At 63.1% G+C, this 20,090-nt stretch carries 21 protein-coding genes and 1 tRNA gene; 3 read left to right on the top strand and 19 right to left on the bottom strand.

All coding sequences use genetic code 11. The features are described 5' to 3' along the window. Position 1: 1 nt before the first annotated feature. A complete protein-coding gene (locus RA19_RS08970) occupies positions 2-1,408 on the bottom strand; it encodes a TolC family protein (RefSeq protein WP_082020495.1) in 1,407 nt (468 codons plus the stop codon). Between the two features lie 174 nt (positions 1,409-1,582). On the opposite strand from RA19_RS08970, the gene RA19_RS08965 reads away from it, so the two are divergent. Together RA19_RS08965 and RA19_RS25735 are read left to right on the top strand one after the other, a co-directional pair. After that, positions 1,583-2,311, top strand: coding sequence for a response regulator (locus RA19_RS08965; RefSeq protein WP_039161773.1), 729 nt, complete (start codon positions 1,583-1,585; stop codon positions 2,309-2,311). Beyond that, entirely contained in the window at positions 2,308-3,684 is a 1,377-nt protein-coding gene (locus tag RA19_RS25735; RefSeq protein WP_052261717.1) for an ATP-binding protein, read from the top strand. Before RA19_RS08965 ends, RA19_RS25735 begins: the two co-directional genes overlap by 4 nt. Before the next feature lie 71 nt (positions 3,685-3,755). Here the strand turns inward: RA19_RS25735 and RA19_RS08955 are convergent, their stop codons facing one another. Beyond that, positions 3,756-4,133, bottom strand: a complete 378-nt coding sequence (locus RA19_RS08955) for a DUF4345 family protein (RefSeq protein ID WP_039161771.1) — start codon at positions 4,131-4,133, stop codon at positions 3,756-3,758. Between the two features lie 25 nt (positions 4,134-4,158). Then, positions 4,159-5,082 (bottom strand): SDR family NAD(P)-dependent oxidoreductase, encoded by a 924-nt coding sequence (locus RA19_RS08950; protein ID WP_039161769.1) that lies wholly within the window; start codon positions 5,080-5,082, stop codon positions 4,159-4,161. Positions 5,083-5,217: 135 nt separating this feature from the next. Here RA19_RS08950 and RA19_RS08945 point away from each other — a divergent pair, with 135 nt between their 5' ends. After that, complete coding sequence (locus RA19_RS08945) at positions 5,218-6,132, top strand: LysR family transcriptional regulator (RefSeq protein ID WP_039162040.1); 915 nt, start codon at positions 5,218-5,220, stop codon at positions 6,130-6,132. A 38-nt stretch (positions 6,133-6,170) separates the two neighbouring features. On the opposite strand, the gene RA19_RS08940 is transcribed toward RA19_RS08945, so the two are convergent. From RA19_RS08940 to RA19_RS08870, 16 genes are all read right to left on the bottom strand, one after another. After that, positions 6,171-6,968: a hypothetical protein gene (locus RA19_RS08940; RefSeq protein ID WP_152615719.1), complete on the bottom strand. Its 798-nt coding sequence runs from the start codon at positions 6,966-6,968 to the stop codon at positions 6,171-6,173. Next, positions 6,968-7,336 (bottom strand): hypothetical protein, encoded by a 369-nt coding sequence (locus tag RA19_RS08935; RefSeq protein WP_039161765.1) that lies wholly within the window; start codon positions 7,334-7,336, stop codon positions 6,968-6,970. Before RA19_RS08935 ends, RA19_RS08940 begins: the two co-directional genes overlap by 1 nt. Positions 7,337-7,419: 83 nt before the next feature. Next, entirely contained in the window at positions 7,420-8,361 is a 942-nt protein-coding gene (locus tag RA19_RS08930; RefSeq protein WP_039161763.1) for a dynamin family protein, read from the bottom strand. Further along, positions 8,358-10,418, bottom strand: coding sequence for a dynamin family protein (locus RA19_RS08925; protein ID WP_052261716.1), 2,061 nt, complete (start codon positions 10,416-10,418; stop codon positions 8,358-8,360). The genes RA19_RS08930 and RA19_RS08925 overlap by 4 nt, the downstream gene beginning before the upstream one ends. A 58-nt stretch (positions 10,419-10,476) precedes the next feature. Then, a complete protein-coding gene (locus tag RA19_RS08920) occupies positions 10,477-11,658 on the bottom strand; it encodes a hypothetical protein (protein ID WP_241479043.1) in 1,182 nt (393 codons plus the stop codon). A gap of 26 nt (positions 11,659-11,684) precedes the next feature. Then, positions 11,685-12,614 carry a PP2C family protein-serine/threonine phosphatase gene (locus RA19_RS08915; protein ID WP_052261715.1) on the bottom strand — a complete coding sequence of 310 codons (930 nt, stop codon included), beginning with the start codon at positions 12,612-12,614 and terminating at the stop codon, positions 11,685-11,687. Then, a complete protein-coding gene (locus RA19_RS27365; RefSeq protein ID WP_052261714.1) occupies positions 12,598-13,866 on the bottom strand; it encodes an FHA domain-containing protein in 1,269 nt (422 codons plus the stop codon). The genes RA19_RS08915 and RA19_RS27365 overlap by 17 nt, the downstream gene beginning before the upstream one ends. Positions 13,867-13,877: 11 nt before the next feature. Continuing rightward, on the bottom strand, positions 13,878-15,197 hold the full coding sequence (locus tag RA19_RS08905; RefSeq protein WP_039161758.1) for a serine/threonine protein kinase: 1,320 nt from the start codon (positions 15,195-15,197) through the stop codon (positions 13,878-13,880). Between the two features lie 359 nt (positions 15,198-15,556). Continuing rightward, positions 15,557-15,955 carry a hypothetical protein gene (locus RA19_RS25725; RefSeq protein ID WP_052261713.1) on the bottom strand — a complete coding sequence of 133 codons (399 nt, stop codon included), beginning with the start codon at positions 15,953-15,955 and terminating at the stop codon, positions 15,557-15,559. A gap of 412 nt (positions 15,956-16,367) precedes the next feature. Continuing rightward, positions 16,368-16,448 carry a DUF6538 domain-containing protein gene (locus tag RA19_RS27715; protein ID WP_342586063.1) on the bottom strand — a complete coding sequence of 27 codons (81 nt, stop codon included), beginning with the start codon at positions 16,446-16,448 and terminating at the stop codon, positions 16,368-16,370. Positions 16,449-16,544: 96 nt separating this feature from the next. Next, a tRNA-Phe gene (locus RA19_RS08895) sits at positions 16,545-16,619 on the bottom strand. Between the two features lie 81 nt (positions 16,620-16,700). Then, positions 16,701-16,904 (bottom strand): DNA gyrase inhibitor YacG, encoded by a 204-nt coding sequence (locus tag RA19_RS08890; protein WP_039161756.1) that lies wholly within the window; start codon positions 16,902-16,904, stop codon positions 16,701-16,703. After that, entirely contained in the window at positions 16,901-17,923 is a 1,023-nt protein-coding gene (locus tag RA19_RS08885; protein ID WP_039161753.1) for a ribonuclease E/G, read from the bottom strand. The genes RA19_RS08890 and RA19_RS08885 overlap by 4 nt, the downstream gene beginning before the upstream one ends. After that, a complete protein-coding gene (locus RA19_RS08880; protein ID WP_039161749.1) occupies positions 17,920-18,501 on the bottom strand; it encodes a Maf family protein in 582 nt (193 codons plus the stop codon). The genes RA19_RS08885 and RA19_RS08880 overlap by 4 nt, the downstream gene beginning before the upstream one ends. A 178-nt stretch (positions 18,502-18,679) precedes the next feature. After that, positions 18,680-18,898, bottom strand: coding sequence for a translation initiation factor IF-1 (gene infA, locus RA19_RS08875; protein WP_005620785.1), 219 nt, complete (start codon positions 18,896-18,898; stop codon positions 18,680-18,682). Positions 18,899-18,981: 83 nt separating this feature from the next. After that, positions 18,982-19,860, bottom strand: coding sequence for a carbon-nitrogen hydrolase family protein (locus RA19_RS08870; protein WP_039161747.1), 879 nt, complete (start codon positions 19,858-19,860; stop codon positions 18,982-18,984). Positions 19,861-20,090: the final 230 nt, after the last annotated feature.

The following is a 20,090-nucleotide window of genomic DNA, read 5'->3' as shown; positions in this document are numbered from 1 at the left end:
ATTACACTCCTTTTCCCAGCGCCAGGCCCAGGGCGACGCGGTTCTTCAGCCGTTCATTGCGCACCGCCAGCAGCTGGCTTTGAATGTCGAACACCGCGTTTTGGGCGCTCAGCAGGTCAAGAATGGTGGAGAGTCCCGAACGGTAGCGGGTCTCAAACGTCGCCTCGGTGGCGCGGGCATGGGTGACAGCCGCGGCCAGTCGGGCCTCGCGGCGAGCCAGGATCCGTTCCTGATCCAGCCCCCGCTCAACCTCCGAAAACGTGGTCAGCGCGGTTTGCAGATAGGTGATTAGAGCCTGATCTGCGCGGTTCCTGGAGGCCTCGATATTGGCCTTGCGCCGCCCGGCCTCGAAAATGGGGGCCGTCAGGGCCGCCGCCAATGACCAGACCGTTGCGCCATGGCTGAGCGCTCCGAAGTCATCGCTGGTGCTTCCGAATTGCCCGGTCAGCGAAATCTGCGGCAACAGCTCCTTCTGGCTAACGACGATGCGGCGGTTGGCAGCCACCGCATCCTGCCAGGCGGCCTGCATGTCGGGACGCTCTGCGAGGACGGCAAGCGGCACACCCGGCGCAGGCGCCGCCTTCAGGCGCGGCAGGCGGGAAGGGATAGCCAGATCGTTGTCCGGATACTGGCCCAGCAGCAGCTCCACCGTGCGCACGGCATCGTGCGTCTGGCCTTCGTTCAAGGCCAAGGCAGCCTGGGACAGTGCAACATCCCGCTCGATCGCAGAGAGGTCATCCAGGGTGCCGATGCCTGCGCGGTAATTGGCGCGGGTGTTTTCGGCGCTAGCACGCAAGACTTTCAGCCGCCGCGCCTCCAGGCCTTGCTGCTGTTTAGCCGCCACCGCATCGAACCAGGCCTGCATCAGCTGCGCTGCGACCGAGTCCTGCAGCGCCTGATGGCGGGCTGCCTCGGCGGCACGGTCCGCCCGCGAGGCGCGGCGGCGGTCCGCCTGGAGCCCCCAGAGGTCAACTTCCCATTGCACGTCCAGCGTGGGCGAGAGGCTCTCCCCTGCCCCGCTGCCGTGGCTGGCATTCACATTGGCCGAGAGCTGCGGCCAGGCATCAGCGGCGGTAGTGGTGAGGTCGATGCCTGCCAGCTCCAGCCGTTTAGCTGATTGCCGGATATCCAGGTTGCCGCTTTGCGATTGGGCAACCGCTGCGCGCAGCACCGGGTCGTCGAAAAGATCCAGCAGGCTGTCCGTGACCTGCCCGCCCGCAGGCGCCGGGGCAGAGAATTGCGCCGGTGCATTCAGCACCTCCTTGGAAGGCGGGAGCGCAACCGGCTCCAATGCGCTGCAGGCCGTCAGGCTGGCTGTGGCCAGCACGGCACAAATGGAGCGGGGTTTTCTGGTCTTGGGGCTGCCGCCCATGGTCTGTCCTTTGCCTGCCCGGGCGCTCTGCGCCATCGTTGGACCGGCAGGTAGGCAGCCAATGTCGCGGCTTTGTGCCAGCGGCAGGGGAATTTGTAAAAAAGTATGTCAGCCGGCCTGCCTGGCACAGCTGGTGACAATTGAGCAATTCTTTTTACTGCCCATTAGCGCTAGTCTCTGCCGCGGACGAACAGCAAAGACTTAGGGCAGATGGCCGTGCAGGAGCCGCATATTCTGGTCGTTGACGACCACAAGAACATCCGCGAGCCGCTGGCTGATTACCTCAAGCGCAACGGCTTCCGCGCGACCACCGCGGGCAATGGCACCCAGGCCTATGCGGCGCTGAAGACGGCGCAGATCGACCTGGTGGTGCTGGATATCCTGATGCCTGGCGAAAGCGGTTTGGATATCTGCCGCCGCATCCGCGAAACCCGCGACATCCCGGTGATCCTGCTGACCGCGGTGACGGATGAAACCGACCGCATCGTCGGGCTGGAACTGGGTGCGGACGACTATGTCACCAAACCCTTCAACCCGCGCGAGCTGCTGGCCCGGATCCGCGGCGTGCTGCGGCGGGTGAATAGCCTGCCCAAGCAGTATTCGGGCCTGTCCGACGGTTATATGCAGTTCGGCCCCTGGCAGCTGAACATGAGCCAGCGGCAGCTGACCCGGACCAGCGAAGAAGGTGAGCCGGTCGAACTTAGCAGCGTTGAATTTAAACTACTGGCCACCTTCCTGCAGCACCCGCGCATCGTGCTGTCGCGCGATCAGCTGCTGGATCAGGTGCGCGGCCGCACCGGCACGGTGTTCGACCGCAGCATTGACAACCAGGTCAGCCGTCTGCGTAAGAAGATCGAAGCCGATCCCAAAAAGCCCGAGTTCATCAAGACGGTCTGGGGCGGCGGATACACCTTTGCCTGCGATGTGGTGAAGCTATGAGACTGCTGCCGCGCAGCCTGGCGGGCTATCTGATTGCCGCCACTGTAATTGCAACCGTGCTGACACAAACCCTGATCACCGGCGCCCTGCTGATCTATCAGGACGAAAAGTTCGACAAGCACGAGGACCAGTTTTTCTACCAGAAGATCGTCAGCACCGCAGACTACCTGAACAGCTCTCCCGCCGCAGCGCATACCCGCATTCTGGAAACAGCAAGCAACGACGAAACCACCTACAGAGTGGCAGACTCTCCGCAGGGAGAAGTGTCTTTGGCAGACTCCCCGGATGCGCATGTGCTGCGGGAATACTTCGGAGAACACAATATTCTGACTGATGTCCGGACAATCAATATCACCGACCTGTGGTGGATCCTCTTTGGCGATGCCGCGGATGTGTGCGTGGTGCCGCTGTATGACACACCGGCCGCGGCGGAATGCCCGTTCTGGACCATTTCAGTACAGCTGGCAGACGGCAGCTGGCTGAACGTGCGCACCTTCGCCAATGCCGATTTCAGCATCTACCTGGCGCCTTTTGCCCTGTCAGTGCTGACTTCGCTTCTGGGAATCGGCGGCAGCGTCACTATCCTGGCCCGCAAGATTACCCGGCCGCTGCGCGACCTCTCGAGCGCCGCCGAGCAGCTGGGCCGCGGGGAAACCGCCCGCCCGATCGCAGTATCCGGACCTGCCGAAGTGGCCCGGACCGCTGAAGCCTTCAACCGGATGCAAGAGCGGCTGACCCGCTTTGTCCGCGACCGGACCGCGATGCTCGCAGCTATCAACCACGACCTGCGCACCCCGATCACCTCGCTGAGGCTGCGGGCCGAGTTCATCGAGGATGATGAGCTGCGCGAGAACATGATCGAAACCGCCGAGGAGATGCGGACCATGGTCGACAGCTACCTGGCCTTCTCACGCCAGGAAGCAGTTGAGGAGGACCCGCAGCCGGTCGATCTGGCGGAAATGCTGCGGGATCTGGCTGAAGAGTCGGCTGAGGCTGAATTGGTGCAGGCCGTGCCCTCGGTAGCGCTCTGCCGCAAAGTCTCGATCAAACGGGTGTTCCGCAACCTGATCGGCAACGGCATCAAATACGGCAGCCGGGTGCGGATAGTGCTGACGCAGGGTCCCGAGCATGTCACGGTGGAGTTCCTCGACGACGGTCCCGGCATCCCAGCCGGCATGTATGAGGAGGTTTTCGTGCCCTTCACCAGGCTGGATACTTCCCGGGATGTGACCGACGGCAGCGTCGGCCTGGGCCTGTCGATTGCCCGCAGCATCGTTCGCAAGCATGGCGGCGACATCATCCCGTTCAAGGAAGCCGGCGGGTTCGGCATGCGGGTGGTGCTGCCCAACAGCCCGGCAGCCGCACCGGCCTGAGCTGGCAGCGCCGGAACTCTGCAAAAATTCCGGCGCCTTTACCGCAAACGGGTGTTCCTTTGCCGCAGCCCTTAAGCCGCGGCGCTTTGCATATGCGCCGTTGTCAAAGCGGCGGCCAGCACCAGTTCGATCACCAGCGGCGGCACGACCTGGCTGTCAAAACCATCAAAAGCCATGCTGATCAGCCGGCCAAAGGCAATGGCAGCCATCACCACGGCCACCGGGACGAACCACAAGGTCACGCCGGTCAGCTGGCCCGCTGCCAGCATCGCGACGCAGGACAGGAACATGCCGCCCATCGCCGAGCGGATGGTGCTGAGCCCCACGACCCCGGTGGTCTCGACACCGAAATTGCCGGCCATCTTGCCGGGGTTCAGCATCGACATGAGCCCCAGCCCGGCCAGCATCAGCGTCCCCAGCCCGATCACGATTTGAAGTGCCAATTCCATTTCTGTTCTCCTTTTTTCGTCTGGCTCAGATGAACCGGCGCACCGCCAAGTTTGCGTTGTCCTGGAATTCGGGATTGCCATAGCCAGCGGTCTGGCCTTCCTGGTCCACCACCGGGCCGGTCGGAAACTTGCCTGCGCTGGCATAGAAACGGCCGGTCTTGAATTTCGCGTCCAGCAGGCCGTCGACATAGCGCCTGGCGCCGGTCTCGATCTTGTGCATCATCCCCAGCCTGGGCATCAGCACCCCGCCGATATGCTTGAAGAACAGCCGCTTGAGGAACGGCAGATCGTCAAAGCCTGCGGTGCCCGTGGTGCCGCCCGGGCTCATGGTGACAAAGCGGATATGCGGGTGCTGGCGCGCCATCGAGGCCATCCACATCGCCGCCTGCAGCTTGACATAGCCATAAGCCACCATCGGGTCGGGCTTGCTGCCGAATTTGCTGCCGTCAATGACAGCCGCGTATTCGGCCACCGATGAGGTTTTCATCTCCGGCACCGGCATCCCCATCTTCGGGATACCCCGTGCCGCCTCGGAACCGGCATAGAGCACGGTGGAGGTCAGCAGCTGACGCTCCAGAAGCTCATCCACCAGCACCACATGCCCCAGCACGTTAACGGCAAAGATATGGCTGACCCCGTCCTTGGTCTTGGCAAAGGGGGTGGAACCGCCGCTGCCGCCGGCGTTCAGGACCACTGCATCAACCGGCGTTTGCAGCATGGCCACTGCTGCACGGACCGTTTCCGGTTTCACCACGTCCATCAGGACAATCTCAAAGATCTTGCGGCCGGTCTCGACCTCCAGCTGCGCCTTGGCTGCCTTGGCCTTGGCCTTGCTGCGGCAGGCCAGATAGATCTTCCGGATGCTATCCTGCAGGGCCAGCTGGCGGGCGCTTTCGCGGCCCAGGCCGGCATTGGCGCCGGTGATGAGAACGGATTGAATGGTGCTCATGGCAGTCTTCCCTTTCTGGCTGCGGCACCATCTCCGGCGCCCTTGCAGCTACAGCTAGGATGGTTTAGATCTGGCCTGTAGAGGGGTAAAATTGGACACCGTGTTTCAAAAATGAACCACCCGGAGGAGGCGGGAATGAACCTGCAGGAAAGTCATTCGCTGAATTGGGACGACCTGAAGTATTTCCTGGCGGTGGCGCGCAGCGGCACGCTGCGGGGCGGCGCCGACCGGATCCAGGTGAATCACACCACCCTGGCCCGCCGCCTTGCGGTAATGGAGGAAAACGTCGGCTCGCGCCTGTTCGACCGCTCCAAGGCGGGACTGGTGCTGACTCAGCTAGGCGAAGACCTGATGCCCTATGCAGAGCGGGTCGAAGAGGAGATGACCGCAGCTTCGCGGATCATCGTTGGCCGCGACGCTTTGCCCAGCGGCACAATCTACTTAACCTTGCCGCACGGGTTGGCCATGACCTCCCTCATGGACGACTTGGCGTTGTTTGCCGAGCAATACCCCGACATCAGCCTTAACATGCGGTTCAGCAACGAAGTGGCGGACCTGACCCGCAGAGAGGCGGATGTGTCCCTTCGGATTGCTGACGAAGTCACCCAAGATGTGGTCGGGCGCAGACTGGTGCAGCTCTCGCAGGCCGCCTATTGCACCAAGGACTATGCCCAGCGCATCCGCGACAACGGCGGCGAGGGTCTGTCACTGATCGGCTGGCACGAACCCGAAGGCGACACAACAGCGAAGTGGGTGCAGGAAAGCTGTTACCCGAAGGCACTGCTGCGCCACCGGGTCTCGGACATCGTTCCGCTGATCACCCTGGCCGCCTCGGGGCTGGGCATGGCCTATCTGGCGTGCTGCTTGGGCGACCGCCATCCCGGCCTGATCCGCGCACCGTTCCAGAAGCCCAAACCCTACCGCAGTCTGTGGCTGCTGCTGCACAAGGATCTGCGCAACACGGCCAGGGTCCGCCTTTTCGTTGATTTTCTGGCCGGGCGGGTGCAATCCAGACGCAACGAGTTCTGGGTGGCCGGCACCACCGGCTGAGCTAGCGGCAGAACAGGCCTGCACGGGCCTCAGCCTGTTCAGCCGGTACCGGGAAACAGACTCTGCCATTCTGCCAAAAGCGCGGCCGCCGCGGCCGCCGGCACAGCAATGATCAATGACGCCCCGCCGCTAGACGCGGCGATTACGCTGACCTGCCCGGAAACCGGCAGCAGAAAACAGTCCGGTTTCTGCTCGGGCAGCCTGAGTGAGGCCTTGTGCCCGGCAGCGCCAGCAGCCGCGGTCCGGACCGCGTCCAGCTGGCTCAGCAAGTCTTCCGGGCCCCAAGTTTCCAACGGCTGGCCTGTTGCGCCGCAGTAGCTCCAAGCCAAAGCTTTCGCCTCCGCCATATTCCGGAAAGCCTCCAGCGGCCCGTGTTGTGAAAGCCCGGCCAGCGCCGCGTTCAATTGCTGCACTGTGCAACTGCCTGCACCCTCAGGCGCCTTGCAAGGCCGCCGGCGGATCCGGAACCCGCCCCCGCCCGCTGCGTTCTGCAGCGTTTGCAGCCTCCTGGCAAAGATCCGTGCAGCCGCCGCCGGATCGTCCGGATCCGGCCCGGTATTCTCAGTGCTGCCGAGGGTAATCCCGGCAAGCCTGCGCTGAGCGGCAAACAGCACCGCCACAGGTTTCCCGCCGCAAAGAACTGTCAATTCCCGGGGCAGCACCGTTTCGGCAATTTCCTGCAGCAGCGCAGCGGTCAGCGGCACTTGCCCTGCCGCGGTGCTGTTTGCCCGTTGCAAGTCCGCCTCAGGCGCAGCTGCCAGACGGGCAAGTGCCGAGTGCAACCCCTGCCCGGTTCCGTTTGGTATCCGCAGTTCCCTGGCTGCCGCGTCTCCCATCATGCCTCCCCCGCCAGCACCGCCAGCAACTCCCGCGCCGGAGTTACCAGCCGCTGCGCTGCTTCAACGCTGCTGCAGACGCATAGCAATGCGTCACCGGAGCCATCCGGCGCGCGGACATAAACCCGCGCCTCGCCCGGTGTCAAAACAAGCACGTCGTCGGCTCCGGCCTGCACTTCCCCAGCCGCTGCGTCCAGCAAGCCAAAGCCGCGCCGGGCCTGATGGCAAAGCTCATCCAGATATTCCTGCGGGTGATCCGCGTCACTGCTCTTGCGCAGCACAATGCACGCGCCAATGTCTCCGAAGGCGGCAAGGCGGCAATCCCGCTCTTGCCCGCGCAAGCGCGCAAGATGGCTACTCAGAGTCATCGGCAGGCTTCCTGACTGCAAACCGCGCGCACAGTACTTATAACGGGGTTATTCTTCATGACACGACCTCTTTCCAAACCGGCTCAGATCTCCGGCCGGTCTCTCTCTGGCCGCGGGCTGCGCTTCTTGGCCACCACCCGGCGCGGGATCACCTGGGTGCTGCCCGCGGAACAAGACGGCGGCTCCTGCGGTGCGGATGCTGCCGCGGTTTCGCGGACTGCACCAAACTCCAGCACCTCGCCGCCTGCCTCTCGGGCAGACCGGACACGAGGTTCCGGTTCCGCAGCCGGCACCTGTTCAGGCTGCGGCCGGCGCTCAGGCTGACCCCAGTTCAGCAGGATCTCCACCAAATATTCGACAAAACCATCGGCGCCGCTGCTCTGCCACTGCTCCATATCCTCGCCCGCCGCCAAAGCCTGGCTCAGAGACAGCGGGAAGATGGCACCAAAGGCCTCCCCGGTTTCCTTTCTCACCCGCTTGACCACCCGGTCCCGGTCCCGGTCATTGCGCAGCTTGTCGAAATGCGTGATCAGCAGTGTCCCCGGCCCCTTGACCTGTTTCGAGATTTCCTCCCAAGCCGCGGCCTCGGACTGACGCCAGGCCTGAGTTGCATGGGTGCACCAGATCACGCCGTCCACCTCCGGCAGGAGCTGCTGCCAGACGCTGGCAGGCATGTTCGGGTCCGAAATCCCAGGCATGTCAATCAGATCGCACAGCTCCAGCGCCTCTGCCGGCAGGCTCAAGCGGATCAATGCCGTGTTCTCCATCGGCACACTGGCGAGATCTTCCAGCGGCACCGGTGTCTCGCTGCCATCGGTACCAATGATGCTGGCTGCCTCGGCCCCGTAGGAGATCCACACCGGTGGAAGCCGCGTGGCCGTAACCCGGACCGGCAGCGGCTGGCGGCCCACCAGCAGGTTGGTCAGTGTGCTCTTGCCCGCGCTGAATTCCCCCATCAGCGCCAGTCGAGGTTTGCGGGGCGCGGGGTTTGTGCCTGTCCCGGTCATCGGCGTTTCCTGTGTCATACAATGAAGCTCCTGAGGGTTTCCAGGGCGGCGCCCGCCTGCCGGCGGCGGATGCTGTCATCCTGATCGGTGAACAATTCCTGCATGTCGCCGCCTGCGCGGCTGCAATCCGCTAACTCCAGAAGGATGTCGCGCTGGCCCTCAAAGAACTCCTGCAGGCGTCCCAGAATGGCAGCGCGCGCATCAGCTGTCTGCACGGTTTTCAACTGGGTCATGAAATCTTCGGTTTCGCCCTCAATCAGGCTTCGGAAGCGCTTGGCAAAGGCCTTGTACCCCCGGGTACGGCGCCACCAGGCAGCCCACCAGCTGTCGTTGAAATCAAGCGCAATTGCCTGCCCCAGCACCACCGGAGAGCCCGGCGGCGGCACATCAGGCACCGAGAGCTGGATCCCCTCCACCGCCGTGCCAAAGCCGTCATACAGCACGCCCGCAATATCCTGCACCGCTGCCTCATAGCGCATGTGCGCCGCCGCCTGCAGCCGCTTGGACATCACCGAATAGGCGGTGCGCAGCAGCATCCGCAGCCCGGCAGGGTCATACTCCCAATGCGCCTCTTCTCCCCATTTCTCGAGATGTTCTATCAGCGCATGGGTCGCCCGGTCTGTGAAGGTCGCATGCGCCCGGTCGGCGCGCGCCCGGTAAGCTTCCAAGACCGCATCGATTTCCGATTCCAGCGCCCGCAAATGGGACTGTGCGATCTCTTCAAACGCTGCCCGGGTATCATGGAGGCTGCCATGAGCCGCACCGCCAGCGCCCTGGACCCGGATGGCATTTGCCGCCTCCTGGCCGGTGGCTGCGGTGACGGCCGCGCTGGCAATGCGGGCCAGCTGCGGCTCGCCCAGGTCGGAAACGATCCGCTCGGAAATCGCCCGGTTCAATGCGGGCAGCCCGGACAGCTCCCACACCATATTCTGGGCAGAGTGCTTTGCATTCGAAGCATTGACCGTGGCCTGAGCCCAATCCAGCAGTGCTGCGGAGCTGGCCTTCTCCATATCTTCCAGCTCGCCGGTCAGCACCTTGTTGGCCCAGTAGGCGCTGCCAAAGATGATGGTTGCATCTTTGGGACCGTGGTGGGTTTCCAGCGTCTGGCGGATGCTGGCTTCGATCTCGGCGGCCTGGGTCGCGGGCTCAGCCAGCTCGTCGATCCGGTTGACGAAAATCACCACCTCGCGCGACTGCAGGTTCGAGATCATCCGGATCAGCCCCATGTCGACCGAAGTCAGCGCCTGCCCCGCTGACAGCACCACCACGCAGATACGGCTGTCGCGGATCGCCTGAATGGTAATCTGCTCGCGCATCATGAAGGTGTCGTTGACCCCCGGCGTGTCGCGCAGGCACAGCCGGTGCGGCACCGTCCGGCAGTTCAGATACAGATCCGCCGCCCGGGTGATATCGGCAAACCGGCCCTGCTCATCAAGACCGCTCTCCTCCGGCTCGTCAAAGTCGTCGCCCAGGCAGATGTAGCGTTCAATCAGGTTCTTGTCGAAATATCCGTATTCATGCTTCTGCCCCATCAGCAGCTCAAACTTGCGGCCCAGCCGCTGCCGTGAGCGCGCGCGCATCTCCTCGATCTGGGCACGGATCTTCTGCAGCTCGCTGCCAGCCCCGGCCCGGCCTGCCATCTCGCCGATCCGGCCGCCTTTGGTCAGCAAGCGGTCCCATTCCTCTTCGGTCATGAACTGGAAGCAGGCCTTGCCCTCCTGCCGCCGCTCGCCAGGCTGCAGATGCAGCGAGGTCACCACCGAGGTCCAGGGGTTCACATCCGATGGCAGCAGATCAGCCCAGCCCGCCATCGCATTGACCAAAGAGGTTTTGCCGGACTTCACCTGCCCCAGCAGGGTCACGCTGGGCTCAAAGGCCTCCAGTTCCGCCTTGAGCCGGGCCAGGCTTTGCGACACCCGCCCGCCGGAAATGCCCGACAATGCGCCGAGCGCCGCCGCCAGTTCCTGCGCCTTGGCGGCGAACTCCGCCAGCGGCTCCAGGCCGGCATTCAAATTGGTCGGGCGCGCCGAAGCCCGGATATCCGTGGCACTCTCGATCTGGGGCTGAACGTTCATTGTGAACCTTGCTTTGGTCTGCTGTGGCTTAGGTTTGCGGCGGGTATGCGGAAAGCAGTCATGAGGGGCCCATATCCCCGGCAAGCTCCTTTTTCAGCTGCACCAGCAGCGTCACCGCATCGATGGCCGCATCCTCGCCCTGCTCCAATTGGCACAGCATCAGAAGTTCGCTGCCGTCCTGCACCGCCTCCCTGGCCATCTGTGCCGCCGGGCTGTCTGGCGCTTTGTCCAGTTCCCTGGACAGCTCTCCGATAATCTCCAGACAAGCGCTCAGCACCGCATCCGCACGGGGCCCTCCGCCCGCCTCGGCGTCTGTCAGCATCTGCTCTGCGCGATCCTGCAGCAGTTCAAGCGCTTCGCTGAATCCATTGCCCCCGCCAATTTTCTGCTCTGCCGTCTGCCCGGGTGCCGTGGTCTGACGCGGAGAGGGCGCCGGGCGTTCCGTGCCACCGCCGAACTTCCGCACCAGCATTTCAGCCTGGTCCAGATCCGAGGTCCGGCCCAGCTCCACCTGATGCAGAATGTCATCAAACAACTGCTTGCCGCCGCTGGAGCGCCAAAGACTTGCGTCTTGAGCTCCGCCTGAGACCCTGGCTTGCAGCCCCTGGATCGCGGCCACCGGGTAGGCACCCAGGAATTCGACCGCGGCCACCGGTTCCAGCGCGGCGATCCTGTCCGCCAGAACACCCCGCATGATCTGCCGGTCAGCCATGGTCAGAACCAGAAAGCTGTGATCCTTGGAGCTGTCTGGCACGGCCGCCCAAAGAGCTTGCTCGGCGGTTGTGAACTCCTGGCTGCACCACAGGATAACATCCACTGCAGCCGATGCCTTCTGCAGCAGATCCCGCTGGCGGTTTACAGGCCCGGCCAGCGGCAGTTCGGTGTAGCTGTGCCAGCGCAACTGCGGGTCCGGCAGGTACTGGCGCACCAGCACCGTGCCTTGCGGCACATCACCATCTGCGAGCAGGCCCGGCTGCTGCAGGCACTCGCCAGAGGCCGTTTCAAACACAACCTGTTCGCTGCGGCCATAGCAAACCTCGACCATATGGCCGCCGGCTTTTCTGCCGATCACAACCTTGCCCAGCAGCATGTCGATCAAAGCCGATTTCCCGGCGCCGCTGCCGCCGGTCACGGCAACGCGGACCGGTTGATGCAAGCGTTGAAGCAAACGGCTGCCCCAATCGGAGTACTCCACCGGAAGCCGCCCTGCACTCAGCGCCTGCTCCAGTTGATGCGCCACCGGGTCTATCTCTGTTTCAGCCAAATTCACGCCGGCACATCTCTCACATTACAGGTTGAAGAGGCACCGCCGCGCCGTGAGACAGACGCAACCAGCGTTATCTTGCGGCGCCCGGCCGGACGGGCCGCCGGGGCAGATTCCGCAGCGGCCGGCTGCGTATCCGGCCGCGGGTCGAACGGCTTGATCACGCAAATGGCGGCATTGTCCTGTTCCGGCGCATTCAGCTGCTCCAGCTGCTGCATCAGCACCGCGCCGATGCGGGCGCTGGTGCTGTGCCGCTCGGCGGCCAACACACCGGCAATCTCTGCTTCGGCCAGAAACTGCAGGCCATCGCTGGCGGCCAGCAAGATATCGCCGGGGTGCAGCCGCACCGGCGCACTGCGGCAGTCGACCCTGCGGATTTCAGCGCCGTTCAGCACCGACGTGACGCAATGGCGGTCCGGATGCCCAGCGGCCTCTGCCGCCGCCATCCGGCCCTGTGCCACCAAATCCGCAAACTCAGCAGCCATGGAGTGATCGGCATTCAGCCTCAGCAGTGACTCATTACGGAACAGGTAAAGCGGTGAGTCGCCGACCGAAATCCAATACAGCCGGTCCTGAAACAAAACCGGCGCCAGCAGGGTTGTGCCCATACCGCGGCTTTCGGGCCTGCCGCCCGCATATTCGCCCAGGCAGGCATTGGCCCCGTCCGCGGCCGCCTGCAGCACTTTGCCAATCCGCGCTTCCATCGCTGCTGGTTCGCCTGCCCGCAGCTTCAGGTCGCTGAAGACCTCGGTGACTGCAATCTTGCTGGCGATGTCGCCGGCAGCATGTCCGCCCATGCCGTCGGCCAGCACCGCAAAGCCAATCCCGGCTCCGGCAAGGAAATCGGCCGCAACCGCATCTTCCTGCCGTTCGCGGCGGCCCTGGCTGATTGCCGTCGCAGCATCATAGGCAACCTCAGCGGAACGCAGCATGCCCGGCACCGTCTTGCTGCGGCTGATCCCAGCCAAAGTCTTCCCCGCACAGCGGCACAAAGCGCAGCGTGGTTTCACCGACCCGGATTTCATCCCCGGCCGAAAGCGCCTCGGTGCTCAGCACCGGGCGGCCATTACGGCGCACCAGGTTTGCCTTGCCGCCATGTCCGATAAAGAACGACTTCTGCTCAGGATCATAGGCAATCGCCGCATGGTTATCGCGCGAGATGCTGTTGTCGCCAAAGTCCAGCCGCACCGTCTGATCCTCGCCGCGGCCGATCACGGTGACGCCGCTGAACAGGGTGAACGCCGCACCGCGCCCCGGCCCTTTTACGACGGCCAGCCAGCCAACCGGAAATTCAGTGTACCCCGGCGCGCTTCCTTTGGCGCTGCGGGCAAAGGGATCGCGATCCGCGCCCTGATCAGGGCTGAACCCCAAGAGCCGCGTCTTGACCCGCCCCGCCCTGCTTGCACCCCGGCCCATCGAGGGCGCGGGCACGTCAATCGGCTCAGACGCTACGGCCGGGCGCGGTTCGGCTGCAGCCTGCGGCAAGTCAGCAGCTCTTTGCATAGGTGCCAGAGCGGCGGCACGTTCCGGTTCGGTCACAGCATTCTCTTCCGGTGCTGCTTCCAGGCCCGCCTCCGGCTCTGGCAGCTCTTCCGGTGCGGGGTCTGCAAAGACCGCCGCGGCAGGGTCCGCGCTATGGTCCGCTCCAGGCTTCAGCCGCCGGGTAAAGACACGGTACGGCCTGCGCTCCGCGCCACCTTGCTCCTGTGCTTCCGGCTGCATCAAGCGCGAGAAATCCGCGCCGTCTCTTAGCTCTAGCGTTGTCTCCGGCTCATTGGCCTCGGGACCATCCTCCTGCAACGTGCCAGAAGCCTCCGCGTCATCGGCAAAGAATGCTTCAGCAGCATCTTCAGAGCGCGCCTGCTCACGGGCGAAAAAGGCGGCGATTGCCTGTTCATCCAATGCCGCCGGCGGCTGCTCCTCCGGCGCCGCCTGCGCAGCGTCGCCGTCAGCCTCTGCAGCCGCTGCCGCGGGCAGGTCTTCCCCGGTTCCAGTCATGCGGAATCCAGCATCCAAACGCAGCGGCGCAGGCGCTTCAGCAACCTCGCCGCTATCGGCAAAGAAGGCCGCCATCGCATCTTCTTCTGGCGGCTGCACGGGCTGAGCAGCAGCTGGATCCGGTGCAAACCCGCCATGCTGCACACGTTCACGCCTTTCGCCGATGATGTCCTTGATGAATTTCATATCCGTTCCCCTCAATTCCTAACCGGAGCCAGGCTGCCCGGCCGCCGCCCCAGGATCTTGCGCAGCCGCCCTGCAAAGCTCTGCTGCTGCTCTGTGCTGCCGTCTGCTGCTGCAGGCGGATGCTCGGCCGCTGGAGCATTTTTCCGGCGCCGGGCAATGGCATCCTCTTCTTGCAGCCAAGCTTCGAGGTCTGTGACCGGCTCGCCAAATATATTGACCAGCGGCTGCGCCTGTGGCTCCAGACAGGACGCAGGCGGCGCCTGCACGGTTCGGGCTGCCCGCGGCTGCCCCGGTGTCAGGCTGCCGTTAGTTCGGGCAACCAGATCGGCAATCGCCGCAACCAATCCGCCGTCGGGTTCGGCTGCCTGGCTGCAGGCCTGCACCGGCTCCGGACTGGCCGCATCTTCTGTTTCTGCACACTCCGCCAGCGCCTCAGCCCAATCCTGTGCGGATTGAAACCGCTCGGCTGGCAGAACCGACAAAGCCACGTCCACCGTCGCCAGCAGCGCCGGATCCACGTCCCAGGCCCTACCCAAGAGCGGCTTGCAGGGGTCCGGATCGCCCGCCATCACCGCCTGCAGCCGCAGCTGGCTGTGCGGCGGCGCCTCACCGGTAATCAGGTAGTAAAAGGTGGCCCCCAGTGCATAGAGATCGCAGACCGGCCGGTGCGGCAGTTCCGGCTGGTACAGCTCATGCGCCGAGTAGCCGTCCTTCACCGCCATCACCGCCGAAGCCCCGCTGCTGTCCTTGCCCCGGCTTCCGCAAGCGGCTCCGAAGTCGATCAGTGTCAGCTTGCCCTGCTTGTCCAGCAGGAAGTTGTCCGGTGAGATGTCGCGGTGCAGGATGCCCAGCTTGTGAATACACCCCAGCACGTCCAGCGCCTGATCCAGGATCTGCTTCAGCACCGCCCCGGTCAGCCGCTCCGGCTGCTCTTCGCGCACGGTCAGCAGATCCAGCCCGTCGATGCATTCCATCGCGATATAGGCGGTCTGGTTTTCCTTGAAGACCTGATGCACCTGGGCAATGCCCGGGTGCTGCGACTTGGCCAGCCATTGGGCCTCGCGAAGAAACGCCCGCAGGATGGTGCGGTAGGCTTTGGCCTGCCCCATCGCTTCGGGTTTCACATCGGTGCCATCGCGGCGGCACAGGCCGGCCGGAAAGCATTCCTTGATCACCACCCGGCGCTCCAGGCTGTCGCGGGCCAGATAGGTGATCCCGAAGCCGCCGCTAATCAGCGGCCGCTCGATCTGGTACTGCCCCTGCAGCAGCTTGAAGCCGCTGGGCAGCTCACAGCCCGGCTCCTGGCCTGCAGAAAGGTTGTCTTGAGGCACAGCGTGATTTCCCCATGGCAGCATAGTCCGCAACCGGCGCTAATGCGGCGGTGCAGCTCCAAGGCTGGAAGCGAAATGTGAACTGTTCACGGCTGAATTGCGGCAATTAAGGCAGCTGCGCCCGAATTGCGCCTCAATTTGCCGGATAGGCTAGTAAATATTGGGTTTATTCGCTCTCTGCTTCTTATGTCGAAGTTAGTTAAACTGAATTCTTTCCCAGGAAGATCATCTTTGCCTCCCTTCGAGGCCAAGGGCAGCCTGAAATTTCTTGAGTTTCGCTCCCGACAGCCCGCCCTCTGCAGGCCGAAGAAAAGTGTGAAGGGCGAAATGGAATATCTTGGCGCGGTGACCTGTGAAGGTCAGCATCCTGCGCCCTGATACGGCACCAGAGTTCGTCCCGCCCAACGGCGGCACTGGCCGCTTTTGCTCGGTTCTGGACCCATTGAATTTGTTGCTGCTCTCTCGGTTGCGTGTTTCAGGCCCCGGAGTTTCAGAGGGGTATCATGAGCAATCTGGCCTGGCTGACTGACGAACAGATGAAGCATCTCCGACCCTGCCAGCCGCATGCCCGTATCGGCAACCAGCGCCACCAGCCAGCGCATTTCATCGTCCATCTGGTAGCACTGCAGTTGCACGGCACGGACAACCTCTACCGGGATGGGGCTGCGGACGGCTACGCCTGCATTCCGATCATAATAGACATTGGCAAATGGGGAGGAGATGGAAACTCCTTCCTCCGCCACAGCAAAGTTGAACACGGCGCGGACGGTGCCAAAGATCCGGGTAATGCTGCTCCCGGCAAGCCCCTTCTTGATCAGCGCATCACGGAAGGCATTGGCGTCTGCCTTGGTGTAGTCCGGCAGTGGCTTATCTCCGCAGACGTCAATAACGTAGCCGCAGGACCGATGTGCAGCCCGGTGGAAGGTCTCCGGCCTGCCAAGACCTTTAGGCGCAGGTATGTCAACACAGCCTCAGAGAGCATCAGAGCATCAGTGGTGACATCCTGCCCACGGTCCGGTGTCGGCATGGGACGGGAGAGGCCATGGCGCAGAAGATGCTTGCCGGGAAGGTCCGCGTCTTGGTTCGCAGGTGGTACCAATATTCGTCCAGTTTAAAGGCGGCACTGGCCGCTCTTGCCAAGGCCACGGGATGCGATCTGGCCCTCAACGATTAGGAGATCTTAGTGGAAGAATAATGTTTCCAAAGATCCGCAGGGACACGCCGGATGAAGTAGTAGATGCCTTCTTTCACGAAGACATGCCGGGAACGAATGTACTCCAAAATGTACTACGCCTCGCCTTGCACGTTGCAAAAGCTGATGCGGCACAATGGCTTAGGTCTGGGAAGTGGTGCCCGGGGGCGGAATCGAACCACCGACACGAGGATTTTCAATCCACTGCTCTACCCCTGAGCTACCCGGGCACGGGAAGGCTGTTTGCCTTGGGTGGGGGCCTTCTATGCTGTGGGCGCGGCAGTGTCCAGAGGGTTTTTCAAAGAAAATCACTAATGGCGGGTTTGACGCTGATTTTCTTCCGCTGCCAAAGCACGCTCGGCTTCTTCCAAAGCGTTTTCAAAGTCTTCCGGGTCCTGGCTGGGCACCGAATAGGCGCCGTTCAGCCATTTCCCAAGATCAATATCGGCGCAGCGTTTGGAACAGAACGGCCGATAGCTCTGTTGCGATTCTCCACCGCAGATCGGACAGCTCATTTCAAAACCTCCCGCAGAGGGATACGGCCCCGTTTGCGCTGCAATTCGTAATGGCCGAGGTTGGTCCAGCCCGCCAGAACGGTTTCTTCAGAATCAGTCCGCAACGCGGCGCGCAAAGCGGTTTCAAACCCGCGGCGGTCTTTTTTCGGCATCGGCGCCAGATCCAGCACGATCTGCCCGCCCAGGCCGCGGACACGCAAGGCACGCGGCAAGATTTTGGCAGCGGCCATATTGGCCTTGACACCCGCTGCCAGTGATGTGTCGGCTCCTGTATTCACATCCACCGCCACCAGCGCACGGGTCGGCTCAATGAACAGGAACCCGCCTCCCGGCAGCGGTTCGCGGATGCCTTGCGCCGTGTCGAGCGCATCCAGCACCCCCAGCCGTTCGAACCCGCCGGGCTCGCGCTCCACATCCGCTGGTTCCACCCAGTCACGCCAGGCGAGCAAATGCGGGCCATCGCCCTCCGCCAGCACCTCGGCTTCCCCCCCCTCATCCTGCATCACCTGCGCAGCCAGAGATGCCATCGCCGCCACATCCTCGGCGATCTCCTCGCTGTCGGCTCCAGCACAGGCTGAGCGCAGGATCAGACCGTAGCCAGATTCTCCCATTTCCTCATGGGCGATCTCCAGCAACCGGTCGCGCTCGTCCTCGTCGCGGATGCTGCGCGAGATATTCAACCCCGGCGCCTCAGGCGTCACAATGGCATAGCGGCTCTTGAACAGGAGCTTCTGGGTCACCGGAATGGCCTTGCCCGGTTCGGCATAACCGGAGACCTGCACCAGGATCATCTGCCCGGGCGCCAGGCCCTTGACCTGGCGCAGAAAGGCCGGGCCGTCGGGCGTGGTCAGGAACATCCCCCCCTGCCCCTTCACCGGCCGGTCGGCGCGGGCGCGGTAGATGGTGCCCAGCGCGGGCGCGTCGCTCTCGACCAGAAAATCTTCCAGCTTGCCGTCCACCATCAAGGCAGAAGCTTCACGGTTCTGGATATGGTCAAGGATAATGGTGCGGCCCTTCATGCGGCGGCCTCCTGATAGAGCGGCAGCCCGGCTGCGCGCAAAAGATTGGCGGTCTCAGAAAGCGGCAGCCCGACAATCCCGGTAAACGAGCCGCTGATCCAGGGAATGAACGCGCCCGCCGGCCCCTGGATGGCATAGGCGCCTGCCTTGCCTTCCCAGTCCCCTGACGCGAGATAGGCATTCAATTCCTGGTCCGAGAGGTTCTTCATCTTCACCTGGCTGACCACGTCCTTCTCCCAAACCCGGTCCCCGCGGCGCACGGCTACAGCCGTAATCACCCGGTGGCGGCGGCCGGACAGCGCCAGCAGGAACTCAGCAGCTTCGGCGGCATCGCGCGGCTTGCCCAGAATGCGGCGCCCCAAAGCAACAGTGGTGTCAGCGCAGAGAACAACATCTTCTGTCCCCGCGGGGACAGCCTGCGTTTTTTCCCGCGTCACCCGGGCGCAATAGGCCCGCGGCAGCTCGCCTTTCAGCGGTGTTTCATCGATTTCCGGCGGGCGCACCTCGTCGGGATGCACCCCAAGCTGCGCCAGAAGCTGCAGCCGCCGCGGACTGCCCGATCCCAGAATGAATGCCATGCCTTGGCCCTCTTCCCTTTTTACGCCTTGCTCAAAGTGCCTGCCGCCCGCGCGGAAGCACCCCAAGGCTTTTCCTCTTGCCCCAAATATCCCCGCCGGAGGCAGCGGCCGCAAGGCCGCTTCAAAAACAAAAGCCCGGCACGCTGCCGGGCTTTGTTTATTCAGTCAGATCAACGGCTTACTTAAAGCGGTAGTTGATCCGGCCCTTGGTCAGGTCATAGGGGGTCATTTCCACCTGGACCCGGTCGCCAGCCAGAACACGGATGCGGTTCTTGCGCATCTTGCCTGCCGTATGTGCGATGATTTCATGGCCGTTTTCCAGCTCGACCCGAAACGTCGCATTAGGCAGGAGTTCCTTCACGACACCGGGAAATTCGAGCGTATCTTCCTTGGCCATGTTGTCTCCATCATTACGTTTCCCCGCAAACTGCGGGACGTGCGCTTAAATGGGGGCATTTTCCCAATATTTCAAGGGCTCAATCAGGATAACACGGCTTTTGTGACGGATTTCACCCGCGGCATTTGCTCCTCCCAATGCAGCCGGTTCAGCACCCCGCCATCAGTCCGCACATGGGCAATTCTGTCCAGTTCCGCCTCGGCATAGGTCCAGCCCCGCTGGTTCAACTGCCCTTCAGCGAGCACCCCGGTTCCTGGGAACCCCTTGTCAGGCGGGCCGAAAATACCGCCCATGCCGGTGTTCATGTCCACTGCCTCCGACCATTCATTGCCCCCCACGATCGAGGCCATCGCGGTGACGCACTGGTTTTCCAGCGCCCGCGACATAGCGCCGATGCGTACGCGCCAATAGCCCGCCAGCGCCTCGGTGCAGGAAGGGACAAGAATCACATCCGCTTCGGCCAATGCCCGGCCCAAAAGCGGGAACTCGCTGTCATAACAGATCAGCACCCCGATTCTGCCCAGGGCTGTGTCAAATATCTTAAGCGGGCCGCCGCCCGCGATATCCCACTCCTCGCGTTCGAAGCGGGTCATGATCTGTTTGTCCTGATGATCCCGGATGCCGCTGGGCGTATAGAACTCCGCCCGGTTGACCGGCCGCGCCAGCCCGCTGTTGACCGGCGCCGAAGCACCCAGGATATGCACGCCGTACTCGGCTGCCAGCTTCAGATGCAAGGCGGCAGCATCTTCCATTTTCTCCGACACCGAATGGATCGATTGCTCCAGATCGCCGGCAACCGCGGCGCCATCCAGGGTCGACAGCTCCATCGCGCCGTATTCCGGGAACACCAGCAGATCTGCCCCGTTGCCCGCAGCCTCCCCGACCCAGGCAGCAAGCTTGTCTTCATACTGCGCCCAGCTTTCAAGCCAGTCGAGCGGATATGCAGCGGTGGCGATTTTCATGTTCGCGTTCCTCCAATTCTGCAGGCAGCAGCAGCTTTGCCCTGCAACGCGCCCCTGCGCAAGACGGCTGCAGATCTTTATCAGCCGGCAGTTTCACCCCCGGCTTAACCGCCCCTACATCGGATCGCATTTTTGCAACGGAATTTCCTGTGCACCGCGTTTCATCTTGGTGAAACCCGGCTCCTTGGCCATTCTCCAAAGCATCCACTCAGTTCATTTTCTCAAAGAGG

The sequence above is a fragment of the Leisingera sp. ANG-M1 genome, from assembly GCF_000813745.1.
In the GTDB taxonomy this organism is placed as follows: Bacteria; Pseudomonadota; Alphaproteobacteria; order Rhodobacterales; family Rhodobacteraceae; genus Leisingera.
The sequence above is the reverse complement of the archived record's forward strand: the minus strand, read 5'-3'. Positions and strand labels throughout refer to the sequence as shown.

What these genes read in the sequence shown, in the direction of transcription:
- RA19_RS08970 (WP_082020495.1), bottom strand. Translation starts at nt 1,408, where the DNA reads ATGGCGCAGAGCGCCCGGGCAGGCAAAGGACAGACCATGGGCGGCAGC.
- RA19_RS08965 (WP_039161773.1), top strand. Translation starts at nt 1,583, where the DNA reads ATGGCCGTGCAGGAGCCGCATATTCTGGTCGTTGACGACCACAAGAAC.
- RA19_RS25735 (WP_052261717.1), top strand. Translation starts at nt 2,308, where the DNA reads ATGAGACTGCTGCCGCGCAGCCTGGCGGGCTATCTGATTGCCGCCACT.
- RA19_RS08955 (WP_039161771.1), bottom strand. Translation starts at nt 4,133, where the DNA reads ATGGAATTGGCACTTCAAATCGTGATCGGGCTGGGGACGCTGATGCTG.
- RA19_RS08950 (WP_039161769.1), bottom strand. Translation starts at nt 5,082, where the DNA reads ATGAGCACCATTCAATCCGTTCTCATCACCGGCGCCAATGCCGGCCTG.
- RA19_RS08945 (WP_039162040.1), top strand. Translation starts at nt 5,218, where the DNA reads ATGAACCTGCAGGAAAGTCATTCGCTGAATTGGGACGACCTGAAGTAT.
- RA19_RS08940 (WP_152615719.1), bottom strand. Translation starts at nt 6,968, where the DNA reads ATGGGAGACGCGGCAGCCAGGGAACTGCGGATACCAAACGGAACCGGG.
- RA19_RS08935 (WP_039161765.1), bottom strand. Translation starts at nt 7,336, where the DNA reads ATGACTCTGAGTAGCCATCTTGCGCGCTTGCGCGGGCAAGAGCGGGAT.
- RA19_RS08930 (WP_039161763.1), bottom strand. Translation starts at nt 8,361, where the DNA reads ATGACACAGGAAACGCCGATGACCGGGACAGGCACAAACCCCGCGCCC.
- RA19_RS08925 (WP_052261716.1), bottom strand. Translation starts at nt 10,418, where the DNA reads ATGAACGTTCAGCCCCAGATCGAGAGTGCCACGGATATCCGGGCTTCG.
- RA19_RS08915 (WP_052261715.1), bottom strand. Translation starts at nt 12,614, where the DNA reads ATGCTGCGTTCCGCTGAGGTTGCCTATGATGCTGCGACGGCAATCAGC.
- RA19_RS27365 (WP_052261714.1), bottom strand. Translation starts at nt 13,866, where the DNA reads ATGAAATTCATCAAGGACATCATCGGCGAAAGGCGTGAACGTGTGCAG.
- RA19_RS08890 (WP_039161756.1), bottom strand. Translation starts at nt 16,904, where the DNA reads ATGAGCTGTCCGATCTGCGGTGGAGAATCGCAACAGAGCTATCGGCCG.
- RA19_RS08885 (WP_039161753.1), bottom strand. Translation starts at nt 17,923, where the DNA reads ATGAAGGGCCGCACCATTATCCTTGACCATATCCAGAACCGTGAAGCT.
- RA19_RS08880 (WP_039161749.1), bottom strand. Translation starts at nt 18,501, where the DNA reads ATGGCATTCATTCTGGGATCGGGCAGTCCGCGGCGGCTGCAGCTTCTG.
- infA (WP_005620785.1), bottom strand. Translation starts at nt 18,898, where the DNA reads ATGGCCAAGGAAGATACGCTCGAATTTCCCGGTGTCGTGAAGGAACTC.
- RA19_RS08870 (WP_039161747.1), bottom strand. Translation starts at nt 19,860, where the DNA reads ATGAAAATCGCCACCGCTGCATATCCGCTCGACTGGCTTGAAAGCTGG.